Raw genomic sequence first — 20466 nt, 5'->3', positions numbered from 1 at the left:
CGTCGGCGACCCGGTTCAGCTCCGGCGAGGCGCCGAGCAGGTACACATCCTGCGGCGCGTCCGGGTGGGCGCGCAGGTTCGCCATCAATGCGGCCGTCGCATCCCCGCCCGCGGCGCCCGCCAGCGGCTGGGTGGCCAGCACCGTCGGCGGCGCCTCCGGATCGCCGTCGGCCGCACCCACCAGCGACAACGTCGCGGTCGCGTCGTCCATCACCAGTGCCGCCCCGGGGCGGCCGGCCGCGCGCATCAGGGCGGCCACCGCCTGCGATTCCGAGAGCACCGCGACGTTGTGCACGCCGGAATCTTCCAGCGCCCGCCGCAGTTGGTCGGCGGCGGGATGGTCGGTCCAGCACAGCCGGGTGCCGACCAGCCGGTGGTTCTCGTCGGCCAACAGCCGATTGGTGCCGACCACGGTCTCGGTCAGTGTCCCGATCGGATTGTCGGCGAGGTCGACGACGGATTGGTCGATCACGTCGGTCCCCTGCGCGCCCGACCCGACAAGCGCCAAGCGGGCGACGGGGCCGGTGACCGCAACCCCCAAAACGACGTCCATCCCGGTCTCCTTCGGCTGGCTACCCCACCACCAGCTATGTCCCGGCATCACTACACTTGCGATACCGTTGGCACTATCAGTCATTCAGGCGAAGGCTTCGCCTACTAGCGCAGCGTAACCAGCTTTTCGAACGACAGGACGCCTCACCGCGGAATCATCTCCACCCGAGCAGCCGGTCTCAGCCACTGCCACGGCATCCGAACGGAGAATATGTTCGCAAGCGAGCAGTGCATTCGGCTCGGCAGGGTATGTCCCGGCCGACCGCCCGAAACTGCGCCAAGAATGTCGGTCCTTGAATCCTGGGGGGCATGGTGAGCCAGATCAGCGACGACACACCTACCGGTCCGATCCGCGGTGAGGCGCAGCAAGCGTCGGCGCCCCGGATCATCCGCGCGCGCGCCGGTGGCGGCACCGCGCCGGCGGCAGGCGCGACGAAGCGGTTCCGGCCGGTGGTCAGCGACCTGACCGCGGTGGCGCTGCTGGTCCTCGCGGTGTTCATGCCGTGGAATCTCTACTTCGGTATCGGAATCCCACACAGCGACCCGACCCTGTTCGCTGTGCTGGTCGCGGTGACGGTGCTGGCCGTCGTCGCGGTCGCCGTCGCCGGGTCCTGGCGGTCCACCGGTCTGCGATTCAACCCCGCGCGCGCCGCCCGGCTGCGCCTCGCGCTCAATGTTCCCTACCTGCTGCTGGTGCTCGCCTTCGTGGTGTTCGACGCGTACGAGACCGTCCGTTTCGGTGGCACGGTCAACGTGCCGGGCGGGGTGGGGCCGGGGGCCTGGGCCGGAATCGCCGGCTCGCTGTTGAGCGCCCAGGCAGTACCGACCGGCGCCCTGGCCGGACCGGTTCCGGCCGGCGACGAGTCCACCGGCTGGCACCGGTCGGCACGGGTGATCGGCTCCCTGTCGATGCTGGCGGCGGTGCTCAGCTTTGGTTTCAACCTGTACTGGCGGGTGCGGTACGCGCTGCAAACCACCGGCGGCACCGCGGAATTCGGCAAGCAGAACATCGCTGTGATCGCGACCGCGGTGGTGTACGGCGTGGTGGCGCTGGTCGCGGTGCTGGTCGCGTCCCGATGGCTGCTGCGCAGCGCCCGGGCCAGCCGGCTGACCACCGTCGCGCTGGGCGCCTCGACGCTGGTCGCCGGAACCCTGGTGTGGTTCCTGCCCGCCGGTCGTGACATCGACGCGTTCCACGGCATCGCGCAGAACACCTCCACCGCCGGTGTCGGGTTCGAGGGATACCTGGCGTGGGCGGCCGGCGCGGCGCTGTTCGCGCCGCGGGCGCTGTTCGGGCACCGCAACGCTTCGCCGACGGAAGAGTCCGCGTGGCGGGCCATGATTCGAAATGGCTTGCTGCTCATCGCCATTTGGTGCATCGGGTCGATGGCGATGAGGATCACCGACCTCGTGGTGGGCGTGATCTTGAACTACCCGTTCTCCCGGTACGACAGCATCGTGCTGGCCGCGTTCGATCTGGTCACCGCGGTCCTGACGATCTGGCTGCGCCGTAGGCTGGCCACCCTGTCGGCGAGAACGGTCACGTCGCTGTGCGGACTTGTCGCCACACTCAGCGTTGCCCGCGTCATCGTCGGCGTCGCGCTGGCGCCGCGGTTCGCGGACTCACCCAATTCGCCTGCGCTGCACCCGGTCTACGGCAACAACCTGGCCCAGCAGATCACCAGCACCTTCGACGTGACGCTGTGTGGCCTGGCGTTGGGCATTTTGGTGGCCGCCGTGGTCACCGGGCAGTTGAGCGGTCGGCGCCTGGCGCGCCGCGCCGCCCGCAGGCGCGCCGCCGCCGCGAATGCGGCGGCTCCGACCACCCGGGTGCCAGTGGGCCAGGGCGCTGGGCCGTCGGCTTCGGCGACCACCCGCATCCCCGCCGGCGCCCCCGGCGACGACCACGACCCGCCGACCACCGAGATCCCTCCGCAGGCCCACGGCCCCAGGATCTTCCGCGGCGACGACTCCGGAACGCGGCAGATAGCAGTGCAGAAGCCGCAAATCTACCGTCCCCCGCAGGAGTAGCGCTCACCGCAGCGGCGCGAACGCGAACTCGCGCAACCCGTCACCCGGTGCGACGGCCGCCCGGAAACCCAGCAGCTGCGCGGCCCGGGACGGGTCGGCGACGATGTGGCGCACGTCGCCGCTGCGGTACCGCCCGGTAATCACCGGGGCCAGCGAACCACCCCGCGCGTCGCACAGCGCGTCGGCCACCTGCAGAATCGAAATGGGTTGTCCCGAGCAGACATTGACCGCGACGAAACCCTCGCCCCGCTGCGTCGCCGCGACGTTGGCGGCCGCCACGTCGTCGACATGGACGAAGTCGCGCATCTGCCCGCCGTCCTCGAAAACCTCTGGCGGATCACCCTTTTCCAGCGCCGACCGGAAGATCGCCGCCACCCCGGAGTAGGGGGTATCGCGCGGCATGCCGGGGCCGTAGACATTGTGGTAGCGCAGCGCCACCACCGAGCCGCCGGTGGCCTCCGACCACGCCAGCGCGTAATGCTCCTGCGCGGTCTTGCTGGCGGCGTACAGGCTGCGCGGCCGTAGACAGGCGTCCTCGTCGACCAGACGCCAGCGCAATTCCTCCCCGCCGACCGGACAACGGTGCTCGAAGATTCCGACGTCCAGGTCCGCGCGCCGCCGCGGCAGCGGATCCACGTATCCGTGTTCTCGGCAGTGATAGCTGCCCTGCCCGTACACCACCATCGAGGACGCCAGCACCAGGCGCTGCACCCCGGCGGCGAACATCTGCGCCAACAAGACCGTGGTGGCCAGATCGTTGTGCCCGCCATAGGCGGGTGCATCGGCGGCGTCCACACCCGCACCCACCATCGCCGCCTGATGACACACCACGTCCACGCCGGCCATCAGCGGCGCCAGCGCGTCGGCGTCGCGCACATCGACGCGCTGACATCCCTGCGGCAGCACCGGATTCGGGCCGTGCGCGGCGGGCAGCAACGCGTCGACGGCGACGACCTCGTGTCCCGCAGCGCGCAGCGCAGCGCCCACCCGCGAACCGATGAAACCGGCGGCCCCGGTCAGTAGCACCCTCACGGCAACTCGATGGGCAAGGTGACTCCGGTGTGCGGCAGGCAGTGCGTACAGGTGCGGTCGGCGTCGACCAGGCCGATGGCTTGACGTACCAGTCTCTTGAACACCTCGATGTTCTTCTCGAATTCGGCGAACACGTCGACGGCCTTCACGCCCTCGCCGGCGCTCACACCGGCATCCAGATCGGTCACCAAAGCGATTGCCGCATAGCACATTTCAAGTTCTCGGGCGAGCACCGCCTCCGGGTAGCCGGTCATGTTCACCAGCGAGAACCCGGCGGAGGCGAACCACTGACTTTCCGCGCGAGTGGAAAAGCGCGGTCCCTGGATCACCACCATGGTGCCGCCGTCGACCACGTCGGGCAGGGCGGTCACCGCCTCGCGCAGCGTCGGGCAGTACGGGTCGGCGAAGTCGACGTGGATGCCGCCGGAGTCGAAATAGGTGTCGGCGCGGCCCCTGGTGCGGTCGACCAACTGATCGGGCACCACGACGGCGCCCGGACCGAGTTCGGGTTGGAGGCTGCCCACCGCGCACGGCGCGAGCACCCGCCGCACGCCGAGCTTGCGCAACGCCCACATGTTGGCCCGGTAGGGCACGGTGTGCGCGGAGAATTCGTGCTTGGCGCCGTGGCGCGGCAGAAAGGCCACCGCGTGGTCGCCGACGGTGCCGACGGTGACCGGGGCGCTGGGCGGCCCGTACGGGGTGTCGACGGTGATGTCGTCGGCGTCGGATCCGAAGAAGGTGTAGAAGCCGCTGCCGCCGATGACTCCGAGCATCCGACCATTGTGGTGCATGACCATGGGCTGATCGCGGGGCACGGGGATCGCGGGCCCGCATCCTGGCAGGATGTTCGTGTGGCCAACTTCGGGCAGTGGGTTTCGGGTGCGCGGCCGCGGACGTTGCCCAACGCGGTGGCGCCGGTTGTCGCGGGCACCGGCGCGGCGGCATGGCTGCACTCCGCAGTGTGGTGGAAGGCGCTGCTGGCCCTGGCCGTCGCGCTCGCGCTGACCATCGGCGTCAACTACGCCAACGACTACTCCGACGGCATCCGCGGCACCGACGACGACCGGGCCGGTCCGGTGCGGCTGGTCGGTTCGCGGCTGGCGGCGCCGCGCGCGGTGCTGGCCGCCGCGGTCACCAGTTTGACGATCGGCGCGCTTGCCGGGTTCGCGCTGGCGTTGTCCAGCGCGCCGTGGCTGATTGCGGTGGGCGCGGTCTGCATCGCCGGGGCGTGGCTGTACACCGGCGGGTCGAAACCCTACGGATACGCCGGTTTTGGCGAAATCGCGGTGTTTTTGTTCTTCGGGCTGGTCGCCGTGCTGGGCACCCAGTTCACCCAGGCACTGCGGGTGGACTGGGTAGGCCTGGTGCTCGCGGTGTCGATCGGGGCGCTGTCCTCGTCGGTACTGGTGGCCAACAACCTGCGGGACATCCCGACCGACGCACGGTCCGGAAAGATCACCCTGGCCGTGCGGCTGGGCGATGCCCGGACCCGGATCCTGTACCAGGCGCTGCTGGGCACTGCTGGAGTGCTGACCCTGGTGCTCATGCTGGCGACACCGTGGTGCGCCGTGGGATTGGTGGCGACGCCGTTGGCGTTGCGCGCCATGGCTCCGGTGCGATCGGGTGGTGGCGGCCGACAGTTGATCCCAGTTCTGCGCGACACCGGGCTGGCGATGGTGGTGTGGGCGATCGCGGTGGCGGCAGCGTTGTCCGTGGCTACCTAAGGGTGGCGTCCGCACTACCTAGAGTGAGGCAAAGGCTCCCGAGGGCCGATCGTTTTGGGATACTTTTGCGTCTCTCGGGCGACAGCGAAGGACCGCAATGAACCAGATTGCCGCGACCAGCGGGCCCACCAACATCGGGCTTCTCAGTGTCGGGTCATACCGGCCCGACCGGGTGGTGACCAACGACGAGCTCTGCCAGAACATCGACTCCTCCGACGAGTGGATCTTCTCGCGCACCGGAATCAAGACCCGCCGGTTCGCCAGGCGCGACGAATCCGTCACCTCCATGGCGACCGCGGCCGGGCTGGAGGCGATCGCCAAGGCCTCCCTCGAGCCATCCGACATCGATTGCGTCATCGTCGCCACCAGCACCCATTTCACCCAGACCCCGCCGTGCGCGCCGGCGGTCGCTACCGCGGTGGGCGCGGGCGGCGTGCCCGCGTTCGACGTCGGGGCCGGGTGCGCGGGCTTCGGCCACGCGCTGGGCGTGGCAGCCGACATGGTTCGCGGCGGGACGGCCGCCAAGGTGCTGGTGCTCGGCTCGGAGAAGCTGTCTTGCACCGTGGACATGCAGGACCGGAGCAACTGCTTCATCTTCGCCGACGGCGCGGCCGGGGTGGTGGTGGGCGAGACACCCGAGCAGGGCATCGGACCCACCGTCTGGGGGAGCGACGGCGCACACGCCAACGCCATTCGCCAGGACATCGAGTGGATCGACTTCCTGGAGAACCTCGCTGGTGAGCGCCCGTACCTGCGCCTCGAAGGCAGCGCGGTGTTCCGCTGGGCGGCATTCGAGATGGGCAAAGTCGGTCGCCAAGCCATGGACGCGGCCGGAGTTCGGCCCGACGAGATCGACGTGTTCCTGCCCCACCAGGCCAACAGCCGGATCAACGAGGTACTGGCCAGGAGCCTCGAGCTGCGGTCGGATGCGGTCCTGGCCAATGACATCGAACACACCGGTAACACGTCGGCCGCGTCTATCCCGCTGGCGATGGCCGAGCTGCTGAGCACCGGCGCGGCCAAGGCCGGCGACTTGGCTCTGCTGCTCGGCTACGGCGCCGGCCTGAGCTATGCCGCGCAGGTCGTGCGGCTACCGAACGGCTAGCCGCGTCCTGATTCTTGGCCGCCGCCCTGGTCGGGTGCGGCGTCGCCGTGCAGCCGGGCTTGCAGCAGTTCGCGTTCCCGGCGCCGTCTTTCCCCGGCAATCGCGAGCGCGGCGGTCGCGCGCCGGCGCAGCGGCGCGAACACCCAGATGCCCAGCGGCATCGCGATGATCAGCGCGAACAGCACGGCCACCACGATCGGGAACTGCGTAATGCCCGCCAGGCGAGCGATGCCGTAGATCACCCCGGTGAGCACCGCCGTCAGCATCAGCCGCGCCGCCACGTACACCGACACGTGGAGGGCGACGTGGTTACTGACGTGTTGCGGCGTGCTCTGGTCTGCGGCGTGGTTTCCCGCGCCCCCGATGCTGTCGTCGCTAGCTTCTTGTGACACAGGGTGAGCCTACGGCGCGGGTATATTCGCCCCAAGGAGGTGTTGAGTGCTCTACCTGCTGCTCGTCGTGATTTTGGGGACGCTGATCTATGTCGGCTGGCGTGCTGCGCGATCGCAGGCCCACCGGCCGAAGACACGCGTCATCGGGCCCGACGACGATCCAGATTTCCTGCGGCGGTTGGGACATGGCGACAACAACCCGCGCTAGCTCGATGGCGGCGGCCCGCTAGCTTGTAAGCCTCGTTAGCCGAGCACTCCCGGGTTGTGTTGGTCACCCGGGAACCCATCCGCCACGATGGCGGCCAGCTCGGTGAGAGCTTCGCGAGTCCCACGCCGCAGCCGGTCCAGATCGATTTCGGCACCCTCTTCGAGGTGCGGGTCGAACGGCACCAGCTGAACCGCGCGGCAGCGCCGGGAGAAGTGGTCGATCACCTTGCTCATGTCGACCTTGCCCGGGCGTGGCTTCACCCCGTTGATGACCGCGATCGAGTTGCGAACCAGGTCCTCGCGGCCGTGCGCGTCCAGCCAGTCCAGCGTCGCCGAGGCGCTGCGCGCGCCGTCGATGGATGCCGAGCTGACCACGATCAAAGCGTCGGCCTTGTCCAGCACCGACTTCATCACCGAATGCAGCAGGCCGGGCCCGCAATCGGTCAGCACCAGACCGTAGAACCGTTCGAGGATGTCCATGACCCGCTGGTAGTCCTCGGCGCTGAAGGCTTCCGAGATGGCCGGATCGGTTTCGGACGCCAGCACCTCCAGACCGCTGTGCCCCTTGGAGGTGTAGCGGCGCACATCGCTGTAGCGCTCGATGGTCCCGGCGTCGTGCAACAGCTGACGCACAGTCGCCGCCGTCTCCAGCGGGATCTTCTGGCTCAGCGTGCCGCGATCCGGGTTGGCGTCCACGGCCACCACCCGGTCCCCGCGGATCGAGGCGAAAGTGGCGCCCAGCGTCGCGGCGATCGTGGTCTTGCCCACACCACCCTTCAACGACAGGAACGCCACCCGGTAGGAGCCGCGCAGCGGCCGGTTCACCTGGGCGACCAGATTGTTGTAGCGGGCGGCCCGCGGGCTCTCGCCCAGGTTGATTAGCCCGCCGGACAGCTTGAACAGCAGCTTCCGCCATCCATCGGACGGCGGTGGCGCGACCGGCCGCAGCAACATGCCGGTGGACAGCTCCGGATACGGCGTGTGCGGCAGGTGCTCGGGACGCTGCGGGGCGCCGTGGGTCTCGGTGGGCGGCGCGTCGGGGCCGGCGTAGTAAGCGCCGTAGGCCGTGGGGTCGACGCGCGGGATGCCGGTGACCGGGGTGGAGTCCCACGGCGGCATCCCACCCGGGCGAGGAGCGGTGGGTGGTGCGGCCTGCTGGCGCTCAGGACCCGGGACGCGGCGCTCGGTGCGGAATCCGGCGAAGGCGCGAGTGGGGGCGTCATCACCCGACTCGCTCTGCGATTGGGCCGTCTTCTTCTGCTGGTCGGGCTCCGACGGGGTCTGTGGGGGTATCTGCGTGGTCGGTTGTTCGGGCGCCCCCACGCCCGACGTTGGATGCTCGCTCACGGCACTCCCCCTTGTTGTGCGTTATTCGGCGTGTTGTGCGTTATGCGGGCCGGTTCTTCACCGTCACCCGACGCCCGCATAAGAATGCAGGCCGACAGTGACCAGATTAACGAAGAACAAATTGAAGACCATGGCCACGAAGCCCGCGACATTGATCCAGGCGGCTTTGCGATCCCGCCATCCGGCCGTCGACCTGGCGTGTAGATAGGCGGCATAAATCACCCAGGCGACAAATGAGACGGTCTCTTTGGGATCCCAGCCCCAATATCTGCCCCATGCTTCTTCGGCCCAGATCGCCCCGAAAATCACCCCGAAACCGAACACCGGAAAAGCGAAGATCGTCGTCCGGTAGGCGATGCGGTCCAGGGTCTGCGCGTCGGGGAATCGCTGCACCAGCCGGCTCAGCGCGCTGTGCGAGCTTTGTTCGGGGTCTCCCAGCGGCGAAGTCCGCAGCAGGAACAGGATGCTGGCGATGCCGGCAACCAGGAACACCCCCGACCCCAGGCTGACCACCGACACATGGATGGGCAGCCAGTAGGACTGCAGTGCAGGCATCACCGGCGCGGCATTGGTGTAGAGCCAGCGGCCGGAAACCGTGAGCAGGATCAGCACCGGCAACAGTAGAAATACCCACAGCGGGCGGTACTGCGGGCGGCGCAGCACGACCGCGCCGGCAATCAACCCGCACAGGCAGGTCAGGTTGATGAACTCGTACATGTTGCCCCACGGCACCCGCAGGGTGGCCAGGCCCCGCAGCACCAGGCAGGCCAGCAGCAGTCCGATGCCCAGGTAGACCACGGCCAGCCCGGCCCGGCCGGCGCGCTCGTCGATGGGCCGTTGGGCCGACTCTTCCACCACGCCGGGGGTGGCGGAGTCGGCGCTGACCGAACCGGCCAGCACCCGGGCGCGCTGATCCGCGCGGCGTCCGCCGGCGTAGGCCAGCTCGAAGGCCAGCAACAGCAGGGCGATGACCAGCGCCACTACGGCCGAGGTGAACGCCCAGTCGGAGTAGCGCGCCAACTCGATATTGACGTGCACCGTATTCATTTGACGTCCACCTCAGAACTCCTTTTGGACGCTGCGGCTATGGCGTCGCCGTCCGACGCGGTGGGCGCCTCGGCGCGAGCGCCGCCGGAGTCGCCGAGCCCGGTCAACAGCCGCTCGGACAGTCGCTCGAACTCGTCGCCCCAACCGGAGTTGTCGGTGCGCGCCAGGCCACCCAGTTCGACGTTCACCGTACCGGGCGACGCGCCGGCGTCGGGCGTCAGACGGACCCACACCCGGCGGCGACGCACCAGCAGCGACACCACCAGACCGCCCATCATCGTGATGGCGAAGACGAGCACCCAGGTCTGGCCCGGGTCGTGCGAGACCTGCAGGTTGACGAACGGCACGGCGCCGTCGAAGCGGATCACGGTGCCGGCCGCCGGGCCCTGGTCGATCCGGACCGATTGCCCTGCGCGCAGGTTGACCCGCTTCTCCTTGGTCAATCGGTGCTGCTCGATCAGGCGGGGATCCAGGGTGAACAGCGATTGCGGCCGGCCGGTGTCCAGCCCGGTGTCGCCGCGGTAGATGTCGACGGCCACCGCCGGGGCGTCCAACGCCGGGAACCGCGACGACAGCAGGCTGCCCTCCAGCTGCTCGGTGGGCGCCAGCAGGCCCTGGATAGCGATCTGGTGGTTGCGGCGCTCCGCGGCGCTGGGATAGCTGCCGGCGGGCGGATCGATGCGCACCACGCCCGACGAGAGCAGGGTCTGCGGATTGTCGGGTCTCCACTGCACGGTGGCGCTGCGGATCTGCCCGTCCGGGAAGGTGACGCTGAAGGTGGGTGCGTAGCCGTGCCCCTGCAGGTACACCCGGTCACCGCCGAGCCGCAGCGGGTGGTTGACCTCAAGCTGGTAACGCCGCCAGTTGTTGGTGCTCAGGTCCGCTCCGGACTGGTAGTCGATGCTCGCGGCGAACGAGGTGGCCTGCCCCGAGGGCAGGTAGTGCGCCGTGAAGTCGTCGACCCGGATGCAGAGCGGGTGTAACGAGGTGCCGTCGACGGTATTGCCGGCCCGGAACGAGTCGAACGCAGCCGGCGAGGCCGAGCAGAAGCCGGGGCCGCCGTCGGCGATGACGATGACATTGCCCTCGTAACCGAAGAGCTTGCCGACGGCCACCGCGACCAGCAGGCCCAGCAATGAGAAGTGAAAGACGATGTTGCCGAACTCGCGCAGGTAGCCCCGCTCGGCGGACACCTCGACGGTCTCGGTGGCTTCGTCGTGGCGGATGGCGGTGCGCCAGCCGCGCAGCCGCCCGGCCAGCCTGTTGGCCAGGGTGTTCAGCTCTTCGGCGGCGGCCGGGATCCGGCGGCTGGTGTACTTGGGCAGCCGGGCCAGGTTGCGCGGGGCGGCCACCGGGGTGGACCGCAGGCTGCGGAAGTGCTCGATCATCCGCGGGGTAAGGCAGCCGACCAGCGACACGAACAGCAGCACGTAGATGGCGGTGAACCAGAAGCTGGAGAACACGTTGAAGGCCTGCAGCCGGTCCAGCCACGGACCGATTACCGGGTGGGCTTTCAGATAGTCGTCGACCTTGCCGGCGTTGAGGCTGCGCTGCGGCACCAGCGCCCCCGGGATGGCACCGAGTGCGAGCAGGAACAACAGCACCAGCGCGGTGCCCATCGAGGTCAGCGCGCGCCAGGTGTTGCGGCCCTTTTGAACGAGCCCTACGAGAAACCGCCTCAAATCGGCAACCTCACGTCGGACACGAACGCGTCGCGCAGCCAGGAGATGAACTCGTTCCACATCCCGGTGACCAGCAGCACCCCGACCGTGATCAGCAGCACGCCGCCGAGGATCTGGATGGCCCGGGTGTGCCGGCGCAGCCAGCCCAGCCCGCCGACCGCACCGGCCGAGCCGAAGGCCAGCAGTACGAACGGGATACCCAGGCCCAGGCAGTAGCCGATCACCAACACGATGCCGCGAGCCACGCTGGCGCCATCGGTGGCTGAGGCGACGGTGATCACGCCGGCCAGGGTGGGCCCCAGGCAGGGTGTCCAGCCCAAGGCGAACACCGCGCCCAGCACCGGCGCTCCAGCGACCGTCGTCAGCTGACGCGGACTGAACCGGGCCTGGCGCTGCAAGGCCGGGATGAGGCCTACGAACACCAGTCCCATCACGATGGTCAGCACTCCCCCGGCCCGTTGCAGCAGCAGTTGGTTGGTGATCAGGGCGGTCGTCATGCCGAGGACGGCGACGGTGCCCAGCACGAACACCGTGGTGAATCCGGCGACAAACAGCGCCGCCGACCCTGCCACCCGCCACCGGGCACCCGGCGGGGCTTTGACCGCGCCTTCGGGCGGCTGCTCGTCGACCCCGACGACCGCGGCCAGATATGAGAGGTAACCGGGCACCAGCGGCACCACGCACGGCGAGGCGAACGACACCAGGCCGGCCAGCAAGCAGGCACCGAGGGCCACCAGAAGCGGTCCGGCGGCGGCGATCTGGGTGAATCCGGTCATCGCTGTCCCGACGTTGGCGCAGCCTCAGCGGCCAGTCGCTGCACCACCGGCTGCAGGTCGGCCGCCAGTAGCTCCCGCAGGAAGACGGCCGCGACGCGGTGCTGACGGTCCAGAACCAGCGTGGACGGGATCACGGTGGTGGGGTATTTGCCGCCGAATGCGATCAGGGTCCGCATCGCCGGGTCGTAGATCGACGGGTACGTCACCTGCCGGTCGTTGACGAAGTCCAGCGCGGCCTGCCGGTTGGTGTCCCGGACGTCGATGCCGAGGAACGACGCTCCGGAACCGCGGGTCGCGTCATACACCTGCTGCAGCTGGGTGACCTCGGCCCGGCACGGCCCACACCACTGCCCCCAGATGTTGATCACCACGACCCGGCCGGCGAAGATCGGATCGTCCAGCGAAAGCGTGTGTGCGGGGTCGGCCAGGTCGGGGCCGGCCAGCGGTCCGGGGCGGCCACGGCTGGACGGCGGGTTGTAGTAGATGTCGGTCTTGCCGCCGGGTGAGACGAATTCGAAGGTGCCGCCCTGGGCGACGGCGTCGCGACCGGAGCAGCCGACGAGCAGGCCGGGAAGCAGAGCCGCCAGCACCGCCGCGGCCATCGCCTGTCGCCAGATGGTCATGATGGTCAAACGCCCGCCGGTTCGCAGTACTCGACGTCGACCAGCCGCTCGCCGTCGTAAACCAGGGTGGTCACCGACGCGAGCCCGCACTCCCGCCGCCGCGGGTCGTGCCACAGCCGCTTGCCGGTCAGGTGCAGCCGCAGCGTCCATACCGGCAGCTGGTGGCTGACGCACACCACCTCGTGGCCGGCGCCGCGGGCGCGGGCCTTCTGCACCGCCGTCTCCATTCGGGCCGCGATCTCGGTGTACGGCTCACCCCAGGACGGCCGCAACGGGTTGCGTAGTTGCCACCACACCCTCGGGTCCCGCCAGGCGCCGTCGCCGGGGCTGACCCGTTTGCCCTCGAAGAAGTTGGCCGACTCGATCAGGTCCGGGTCGGTGTCCACGACCAGGCCGTGCTTGGCGGCGATGGGCGCCGCGGTCTCCTGCGCGCGCTGCAGCGGTGAGGCGATCACCGCGACGATGTCGCGGTCGGCCAGCGCATCGGCCACCGCAGCGGCCTGCGCCCGGCCATTGTCGGAAAGGTGAAATCCGGGCAGCCGGCCGTAGAGGATGCCGCTCGGGTTGTACACCTCGCCGTGGCGGACGACGTGTACCCGGGTGTGCTCGGCCATCAGGGCTTCCCCTCCTCGGCGTGGGCGGCGGCCCTGGCCGCCGCGGGCAGGGCATCGGCGATCCGGTCGAACGCGCCGTCGTCCAGCGCGGTCGAGACGAACCACGCCTCGAAGGCACTGCACGGCGGGTACACACCGGCGTCCAGCAGCGCGTGGAAGAACGGCGGATAACGCCAGGTCTGGGTGGCGCGCGCGGACGCGAAGTCCGTCACCGGCGTCTCGGAGAAGAACACGCTCAGCATGTTGCCGGCGCGTGGAATCTGGTGTGCTACACCAGCATTCGTGAGCGCCTCGGAGAACAGTCCGGCCAGCCGATCGGCGTTCGCGTCCAGCGCGGAATAGGCCGCTGCATCGGCGTTGCGCAGGGTGGCCAGTCCGGCGGCCATCGCCACCGGGTTACCCGACAGCGTGCCGGCCTGATACACCGGCCCCAGCGGCGCCAGCCGTTCCATCACCTCGGCCCGGCCGCCGAACGCGGCGGCCGGCAGGCCGCCGCTCATCACCTTGCCGAAAGTGAACAGGTCGGCATCCACCGGATCGATTCCGTACCAACCACTTTGGCTGACCCGGAAGCCGGTCATCACCTCGTCGATGATCAGCAGCGCACCGTGCTCGGCGGTGATCGCGCGCAGCGCGGCGTTGTAGCCGGGAGCGGGTGGGACAACGCCCATGTTGCCGGGGCTGGCCTCGGTGATCACCGCCGCGATCTGGTCGCCGAACCGGGCGAAGGCCTGGCGGACAGCGTCGATGTCGTTGTAGGGCAACACGATTGTGTCGGCTGCCGTCGCACCGGTGACCCCGGGCGAGGACGGCAGGCCCAGCGTCGCCACCCCGGAGCCCGCGTCGGCGAGCAAGGCGTCGACGTGACCGTGGTAGCAGCCGGAGAACTTGATGACCTTGGCCCGGCCGGTGAAGCCGCGGGCCAGCCGCACCGCGCTCATGGTGGCCTCGGTTCCGGAGTTGACCAGCCGTATCCGTTCGACGGGTGCCACCCGCCCGATCATCTCGGCGGCCAATTCGGTCTCGGCCGGCGTGGGCGCCCCGAACGACAGGCCGGAGGCGGCGGCCTTGGCGACGGCCTCGACGACGGCCGGGTGCGCGTGGCCCAGGATCATCGGACCCCACGAGCAGACCAGGTCCACGTACTGGTTGCCGTCCGCGTCGGTCAGCCGGCACCCGCGTGCCTCGGTGATGAACGGCGGCGTCCCGCCCACCGCGGTGAACGCCCGGACCGGAGAGTTCACCCCGCCGGGAATGACGGCGCAGGCATCCTCGAACAGCCGGGCCGACGTCGCCGTAGCCCGGGAGGCGTGCGCGGTCGCCTGATCACTGCTTCCCATGAGGACTAGTGTCCCAGCCCCCGCGGGTCATTCCACTACAGGGTGTAGCAGCCGCGCCGGTCGGCGGGTCAGGCCTGTTGCCGATCGGCCTCCTGTGCCCCCTGGTAGTCACGGCGGGCGGCCTCACGTTCCTTTGCCGCGGCGCGCCGGTGAGCGGCGACATCACCGAGGCCCTCTTCCACCGCGCGTTCGTGGACTTCGGCGGCACGCTCGTGAGCGGCGGCAGCTTGATATTGGCGCCGCAACTCCCGGTCGCGGGCGTCCTGGTCGCGCACGTGGGCCTGCTCGGCGCGCTCGCCGGCACGCTGTGCGTCTGCCGCGGTGACCGGCTTGCGGGCGGCAAGTTCCTGCCCACGGTGCAGCAACTCCTCGGCACGCCTGGCCGCGTCCTTACCCGCTGTGTCGGCCATTACAAAACAGTAGACCCCCCGGCGACGAATCGACGGGTTGTTCTCGACCGGTGCCTGCGAGTTGGATAGCGGTATGCAACTCCCACAAGGACTTGCCCGGTTCAACCGTCACGTCACCAACCCGATTCAGCGACTGTGGGCCGGTTGGCTCCCGGCGTTCGGGATCGTCGAGCATGTGGGGCGGCGCTCGGGCAAGACGTACCGCACACCAGTGAACGTTTTCAACACCGATGCCGATGGCGACCCAGGGGTGGCGATCCTGCTTTCCTATGGTCCCGACCGGGATTGGTTGAAGAATCTCAAGGCGGCCGGCGGTGGCCGGCTGCGCACCAAGGGCAAGAGTTTCGGCATCGCCGACCCGCGCGTGGTCACCAAGGCCGAGGCCGCGGCGCACGTAACACCACGGGCACGACGGGTTTTCGCGAGGCTGCCGTTCGAGCAAGCGGTGTTGCTTACCCGAACGTCCTGACCGCCGGGTGATGCGGATCACGGCGATCGTCGAGCACGCGGACGGTCTGACGGCGGTCGGCGCGCCGCGATGTGCCGCGGAGCCGACTGGGCGCAGTCAGGGCGGGTATACCGCACCGGCATACGCCGCGACGAGAGGAAGCGAACGATGACCGAGACCGTCACCGACGCCGGCCGCGAACAGCGACTGGCCGAGCGCGTCGACCAGCTGTACGCCACCGATCCACAGTTTCGGGCCGCCGCGTCCTCACCGGAAGTCACCGACGCCGCGCATCGGTCCGGTTTGCGGCTGTCCGAGGTCGTCGACACCTATCTGCGCGGCTATGCCGACCGGCCCGCCCTGGGGCAGCGCGCCTGCGAGGTGGTGCGCGATCCGGCGACCGGCAGCGCTTCCACGACACTGCTCTCGGGATTCGACACCATCACCTACCGCGAGCTCGATGACCGGGTCGCGGCGCTGGCCGCCGCGTGGCAAGCCGGTCTGCCCGGCGGATTCAGCGCGGGCGATTTCGTCGGCGTCTTGGGTTTCACCAGCATCGATTACGTTGTGCATTACCTGGCGTGCATCAGGCTGGGTGCGGTATTCGTGCCGCTGCAGACCAGCTCCACGGTGGCCCAGCTCGCCCCGATCGTCGCCGAGACCGAACCGCGCGTCCTGGCTGTCAGCGTTGAATCCCTGGGCACCGCAGTCGACGTCGTCGTCAACGCACCCTCTGTCCAGCGCCTGGTGGTGTTCGACTACACCAGCGCCGACGACAATCAACGGGAGCGCTACGAACACGCCCGCGCGCGGCTCGGTGACGCCGGGCACCGGGCAGAGGTGGTGTCGCTTGCCACCGAGCTGGAGTCCGGCCGCCGACTTCCCGCACCTGCGGCGTACGTCCCGGCCGATGGTGAAACACCGCTCGCCACACTGATTTACACCTCGGGCAGCACCGGCGCGCCGAAGGGTGCCATGTACACCGCCGACATGATGACCCGCATCTGGCAGCGACCGCACAGCCCATCGGTGGACATCGGCCGGCTGATTCCGGCGATCCACCTGCAGTACATGCCGCTGTCCCACGTGTACGGCCTGGAGTGGCTGATCGCCACGCTGTCCTCCGGCGGGATCGGCTACTTCGCCGCCAAGAGTGACATGTCCACCCTGTTCGACGACATCGCCCTGGTCCGGCCCACTGCCCTGAACCTCGTTCCCCGGGTGTGCGACATGTTCTACCGGCGCTACCGCAAGGAACTCGACCAACGATCCGGCGGCGAGCTCTCCGCAGAACAACTCGACGAGGCGGTGAAAGCCGAACTGCGGCAAGACTTCATCGGCGGCCGGGTGATTTCGGCAATGTGCGGCAGCGCGCCGTTGTCCAAGCAGATGCACGACTTCATGGAGTCGCTGCTGGACATCCCGGTAGCCGACGGCTATGGAGCCACCGAGACCGGCGGCGGCATCATGCGCAGCGGCAGGATCAGGCGCCCACCGGTGACCGACTACAAACTCGTCGATGTCCCCGAACTGGGCTACTTCACCACCGACAAGCCGTACCCGCGCGGCGAGCTACACCTCAAAGCCAGCAACGTGATTCCCGGGTATTTCAAGCACCCCGAACTGTCGGCGAAGATCTTCGACGACGAGGGGTTCTACAAGACCGGCGACATCATGGCCGAGCTGGGACCCGACCACCTGATGTATCTAGACCGCAGCAACAACGTGATCAAACTCTCGCAAGGGGAATTCGTCGCGGTCTCACAGTTGGAGGCGACGTTCTCCACCAGCCCCTACATCCGGCAGATCTTTCTCTACGGCAGCAGCGAGCAGCCGTTCCTGCTCGCGGTGGTCGTGCCGAACGACGACGCGGTCGGCGACGGGGATGCCCATGCCCTGATCGCCGACTCCCTGCAACGGATCGCCACTGACGCGGGGCTACACCCGTATGAGATCCCTCGCGACTTCCTGCTGGAGAGACAACGTTTCACCCGGGACAACGGGTTGCTCTCCGGGGTCGGCAAGCTACTGCGTCCGGCCCTCAAGGCGCGCTACGGCGAACAACTGGACGCCATGTACGACGACATCGAGGCCAGCCAGGGCAACCAACTCGCGGACTTGCGCGCCGCCAGCCGCGAGCTGCCCACCATCGACACCGTCCGGCGAGCGGCCGCGGCCACCCTGGGCCTGCCGGCGGACACCGCGCTGCGTGCCGACGCGAAGTTCATTGAGCTGGGCGGTGATTCGCTGTCCGCGTTTTCCTTCGCCACGCTGCTGTCGGAGATCTTCAACATCGATGTGCCGGTGCAGACCATCGTCAGCCCCACCGCCAACCTGGACACCGTCGCCAATTTCGTTGACGGCGAACGCACCTCGGAATCGACACGGCCGACGTTCGCCTCGGTGCACGGACGCGGTGCCACGGTGGCACGCGCCGCGGACTTGACCCTGGACAATTTCATCGACGCCGATACGTTGGCCGCGGCGCCCCGACTCCCCGGCCCGTCCGGCACGGTCCGCACCGTGCTCCTGACCGGAGCCAACGGCTACCTCGGGCGCTTCTTGTGCCTGGATTGGCTGGAACGTCTGGCTCCGCACGGGGGCACGGTGATCTGCCTGGCCCGCGGCGCCGATCCGACCGCCGGACGTCAGCGCATCGAGGCCGCGATCGACAGCGGCGACGCCGAATTATCCGAGCGTTTCCGCCAATTGGCCGACAAGCAACTGAAGGTGCTCGTCGGCGATGTGGGGGCACCCAATCTCGGCCTGGACACCCCGACCTACCAGCGGCTCGCCGAGTCGGTCGACCTCATCGTGCATTCGGCCGCCCTGGTCAATCACGTGCTGCCCTACAGTCAGCTGTTCGGACCCAACGTGGTGGGCACCGCCGAGATCGTCAAGCTGGCAATCACCCAACGGCTCAAGCCGATCAACTACATCTCCACCGTGGCGGTGACCACGCTGCCGGACGGCAGCTTCATCGGCGAGGATGTCGATGTGCGCTCGGCCAGCCCGTCGCGGTCCCTCGACGAGTCGTATGCCAGCGGCTACGCCACCAGTAAGTGGGCGGGCGAGGTGCTGCTGCGCGAGGCCCACGACCTGTGCGGGGTGCCGGTGGCGGTGTTCCGGTCCGACATGATCTTGGCGCACAGCCACTTTGCCGGTCAGCTGAACGTGCCCGACATGTTCACGCGTCTGATCTTGAGTCTGGTGGCCACCGGTATCGCGCCGCGGTCGTTCTATCAGCTCGACGCTTCAGGCAACCCGCAGCGGGCCCATTACGACGGGTTGCCGGCCGACTTCACGGCGGAGGCCATCACCACGCTCGGCGCGCGCGCCCAGCACGGTTACCACACCTACAACGTGCTCAATACCCACGACGACGGCGTCTCTTTGGACACCTTCGTCGACTGGCTCATCGCCGACGGGCACAAGATCAGGCGCATCGACGACTACCAGCAGTGGCTGGCCGAATTCACCGCAGCGATGCAGGCGCTGCCCGATAACCAGCGGAAGAGCTCGCTGCTGCCGCTGATGAACGCATACGCTAAGCCCGGCCAGCCAACTCAGGGTACCGGCATGCCTGCTGAAAAGTTCCGCGCCGCAGTACAATCCGCCGGAATCGGCAGCGAAAAGGACGTACCGCACGTGACCGAGGCGCTGATCGACAAGTACGTCGCCGATTTGCAGCGGCTCGGCCTGCTCAGAACCAGCGCCGGTGCGCATGCGGGGTAAGCGAATCCGACCACCAGGTGAGTCGAAGATTCGCTAGCGCTGTTGCGAGGGCCGTAACCCCCCGACACGTCCGCGGGATCGGGCAACAACGTAGAGCGCTATCACCACGGCCCAGGACAACAGGCTGAGCCACAACTGACTGCGGGCGCTGCGATCGAACGCCATCTGCACCAGCACCGCGGTGATTCCGGTCAGCGTGAGAATCGACAACACCGGATACCACCACATCTTCACCGTCAGCCGCTCGGCGGATGTGCGGCGGCGCAGGATGATTTGCGACAGGGCGATGAGCCAGTAGACGAACAAGATGATGGCACCCGAGGAGTTCAGCAAGAAGAGGAACACGGTGTTGGGCGCCACCCGCGCCATGATGACGCACAGGAACCCGACCGTCGACGAACACAGGATCGCGATGTGCGGGACGCCGCGTCCGCTCAGTTTGACCAATTGCATTGGCGCCTCGCCCCGTTCGGCCAGCACGAACAGCATCCTCGACGCGGTGTAGAGCCCCGAGTTCAGGCAGGACAACACCGCGGTCAGCACTACCGCGTTCATCACCTGGTCCGCACCCGAAAGCCCCATGTGTTTGAGCGCGGCCACATACGGCGAGGCACCGAGTTCCACAGAGTCCCAGGGCAACAGCGCCACCAGCAGAAAGATCGAGCCTACGAAGAAGATCCCGATGCGGGCCACCACCGATCGGGTCGCCTTCTGGACGGCGCGCTCGGGGTCGCGACTCTCCGCGGCGCCGACGGTGACGATCTCGGCACCCACCATGGAGAAGATCACCACCACGATCGCGGCGAACACCGCACCCACGCCATGCGGAAAGAATCCGCCGTGCGATCCCAAATTGGCCAGACCTCCGTGATGCCCCGGAACCAACCCCAAGACATACGCCGTGCCCACGACGAGAAAGATCACGATGGTTGCGACTTTGATTCCGGCGAACCAGAATTCGAATTCACCGAAAGAGGACACCGAGAACAGATTGGTCGCCGTCATCAACACCATCAAGCCCAGCGACAGTAGCCATAGCGGCGCGTGGAACCAGTAGTTGAGCACCTTTCCGCCGGCGACCGCCTCGAAGCCCACCACAATCACCCAGAAGTACCAATACAGCCAGGCGACCGAGAATCCCGCCCAGCCACCCAGCGCCTTGGCCGCATAGTCGGCGAACGATCCAGTCGAGGGGTTCGCGGCCGCCATCTCACCCAGCATCCGCATCACCAGGACGATGAGCAGACCGCACAGCGCGTAGGTGAGGAAGGCGGCGGGGCCGGTGTTCTTGATCACCACACCGGACCCGACGAACAATCCGGCGCCGATCACGCCGCCGAGGGCGATCATGCTGAGCTGGCGCTGCGACAGTCCTTGGCGCAGTTGCGGACCGCCAGCCAT

The 20466-nt window shown here is 68.4% G+C and carries 18 protein-coding genes and 1 pseudogene; 6 read left to right on the top strand and 13 right to left on the bottom strand.

Features of this window, described 5'->3' with window-relative positions; translation table 11 throughout:
- Positions 1–553, bottom strand: a pseudogene (locus A5625_RS09870) (hypothetical protein); the annotation flags it as partial.
- Between the two features lie 308 nt (positions 554–861).
- Between A5625_RS09870 and A5625_RS09865 the strand changes: the two are divergent.
- The gene (locus A5625_RS09865; protein ID WP_066992219.1) at positions 862–2583 is read left to right on the top strand and encodes a hypothetical protein; all 1722 of its coding nucleotides are present in this window, start codon (positions 862–864) and stop codon (positions 2581–2583) included.
- A gap of 3 nt (positions 2584–2586) precedes the next feature.
- On the opposite strand, the gene A5625_RS09860 is transcribed toward A5625_RS09865, so the two are convergent.
- Together A5625_RS09860 and A5625_RS09855 are read right to left on the bottom strand one after the other, a co-directional pair.
- A complete protein-coding gene (locus A5625_RS09860) occupies positions 2587–3615 on the bottom strand; it encodes an NAD-dependent epimerase/dehydratase family protein (protein ID WP_066992216.1) in 1029 nt (342 codons plus the stop codon).
- Positions 3612–4388 (bottom strand): S-methyl-5'-thioadenosine phosphorylase, encoded by a 777-nt coding sequence (locus tag A5625_RS09855; RefSeq protein ID WP_232003571.1) that lies wholly within the window; start codon positions 4386–4388, stop codon positions 3612–3614. The genes A5625_RS09860 and A5625_RS09855 overlap by 4 nt, the downstream gene beginning before the upstream one ends.
- 78 nt (positions 4389–4466) lie before the next feature.
- On the opposite strand from A5625_RS09855, the gene A5625_RS09850 reads away from it, so the two are divergent.
- Positions 4467–5339, top strand: coding sequence for a 1,4-dihydroxy-2-naphthoate polyprenyltransferase (locus tag A5625_RS09850; protein WP_066992255.1), 873 nt, complete (start codon positions 4467–4469; stop codon positions 5337–5339).
- A gap of 97 nt (positions 5340–5436) precedes the next feature.
- On the top strand, positions 5437–6444 hold the full coding sequence (locus A5625_RS09845) for a beta-ketoacyl-ACP synthase III (RefSeq protein ID WP_066992214.1): 1008 nt from the start codon (positions 5437–5439) through the stop codon (positions 6442–6444).
- Here A5625_RS09845 and A5625_RS09840 read toward each other — a convergent pair.
- The gene (locus A5625_RS09840) at positions 6441–6836 is read right to left on the bottom strand and encodes a DUF4229 domain-containing protein (RefSeq protein ID WP_082984351.1); all 396 of its coding nucleotides are present in this window, start codon (positions 6834–6836) and stop codon (positions 6441–6443) included. The genes A5625_RS09845 and A5625_RS09840 overlap by 4 nt on opposite strands.
- A 46-nt stretch (positions 6837–6882) precedes the next feature.
- Here A5625_RS09840 and A5625_RS29045 point away from each other — a divergent pair, with 46 nt between their 5' ends.
- On the top strand, positions 6883–7044 hold the full coding sequence (locus tag A5625_RS29045) for a hypothetical protein (protein ID WP_085977768.1): 162 nt from the start codon (positions 6883–6885) through the stop codon (positions 7042–7044).
- Positions 7045–7079: 35 nt separating this feature from the next.
- Here the strand turns inward: A5625_RS29045 and A5625_RS09835 are convergent, their stop codons facing one another.
- The 8 genes from A5625_RS09835 to A5625_RS09800 form a co-directional block, all read right to left on the bottom strand.
- Positions 7080–8390, bottom strand: coding sequence for a MinD/ParA family protein (locus A5625_RS09835; RefSeq protein WP_066992211.1), 1311 nt, complete (start codon positions 8388–8390; stop codon positions 7080–7082).
- 63 nt (positions 8391–8453) lie between these two features.
- Positions 8454–9437 (bottom strand): c-type cytochrome biogenesis protein CcsB, encoded by a 984-nt coding sequence (gene ccsB, locus A5625_RS09830; RefSeq protein ID WP_066992208.1) that lies wholly within the window; start codon positions 9435–9437, stop codon positions 8454–8456.
- Positions 9434–11056 (bottom strand): cytochrome c biogenesis protein ResB, encoded by a 1623-nt coding sequence (locus tag A5625_RS09825; protein WP_066992205.1) that lies wholly within the window; start codon positions 11054–11056, stop codon positions 9434–9436. The genes ccsB and A5625_RS09825 overlap by 4 nt, the downstream gene beginning before the upstream one ends.
- A gap of 59 nt (positions 11057–11115) precedes the next feature.
- Entirely contained in the window at positions 11116–11895 is a 780-nt protein-coding gene (locus A5625_RS09820; protein ID WP_066992202.1) for a cytochrome c biogenesis CcdA family protein, read from the bottom strand.
- Positions 11892–12497: a TlpA disulfide reductase family protein gene (locus A5625_RS09815; RefSeq protein WP_066992246.1), complete on the bottom strand. Its 606-nt coding sequence runs from the start codon at positions 12495–12497 to the stop codon at positions 11892–11894. Before A5625_RS09815 ends, A5625_RS09820 begins: the two co-directional genes overlap by 4 nt.
- Positions 12498–12523: 26 nt before the next feature.
- Complete coding sequence (locus A5625_RS09810) at positions 12524–13132, bottom strand: histidine phosphatase family protein (protein ID WP_066992199.1); 609 nt, start codon at positions 13130–13132, stop codon at positions 12524–12526.
- Entirely contained in the window at positions 13132–14472 is a 1341-nt protein-coding gene (hemL, locus tag A5625_RS09805; protein WP_066992197.1) for a glutamate-1-semialdehyde 2,1-aminomutase, read from the bottom strand. Before hemL ends, A5625_RS09810 begins: the two co-directional genes overlap by 1 nt.
- Before the next feature lie 68 nt (positions 14473–14540).
- Positions 14541–14882 (bottom strand): hypothetical protein, encoded by a 342-nt coding sequence (locus A5625_RS09800; RefSeq protein ID WP_066992194.1) that lies wholly within the window; start codon positions 14880–14882, stop codon positions 14541–14543.
- Between the two features lie 73 nt (positions 14883–14955).
- Between A5625_RS09800 and A5625_RS09795 the strand changes: the two genes are divergently transcribed.
- Positions 14956–15351 (top strand): nitroreductase family deazaflavin-dependent oxidoreductase, encoded by a 396-nt coding sequence (locus tag A5625_RS09795; RefSeq protein WP_066992243.1) that lies wholly within the window; start codon positions 14956–14958, stop codon positions 15349–15351.
- 147 nt (positions 15352–15498) lie between these two features.
- Positions 15499–19065 (top strand): carboxylic acid reductase, encoded by a 3567-nt coding sequence (gene car / locus A5625_RS09790; protein ID WP_066992191.1) that lies wholly within the window; start codon positions 15499–15501, stop codon positions 19063–19065.
- Between the two features lie 33 nt (positions 19066–19098).
- Here car and A5625_RS09785 read toward each other — a convergent pair whose 3' ends face one another.
- A complete protein-coding gene (locus A5625_RS09785) occupies positions 19099–20466 on the bottom strand; it encodes an amino acid permease (protein ID WP_066992188.1) in 1368 nt (455 codons plus the stop codon).

Origin of the sequence: Mycobacterium sp. 1465703.0 (genome assembly GCF_001672975.1) — a bacterium.
In the GTDB taxonomy this organism is placed as follows: Bacteria; Actinomycetota; Actinomycetes; order Mycobacteriales; family Mycobacteriaceae; genus Mycobacterium.
The sequence above is the reverse complement of the archived record's forward strand: the minus strand, read 5'-3'. Positions and strand labels throughout refer to the sequence as shown.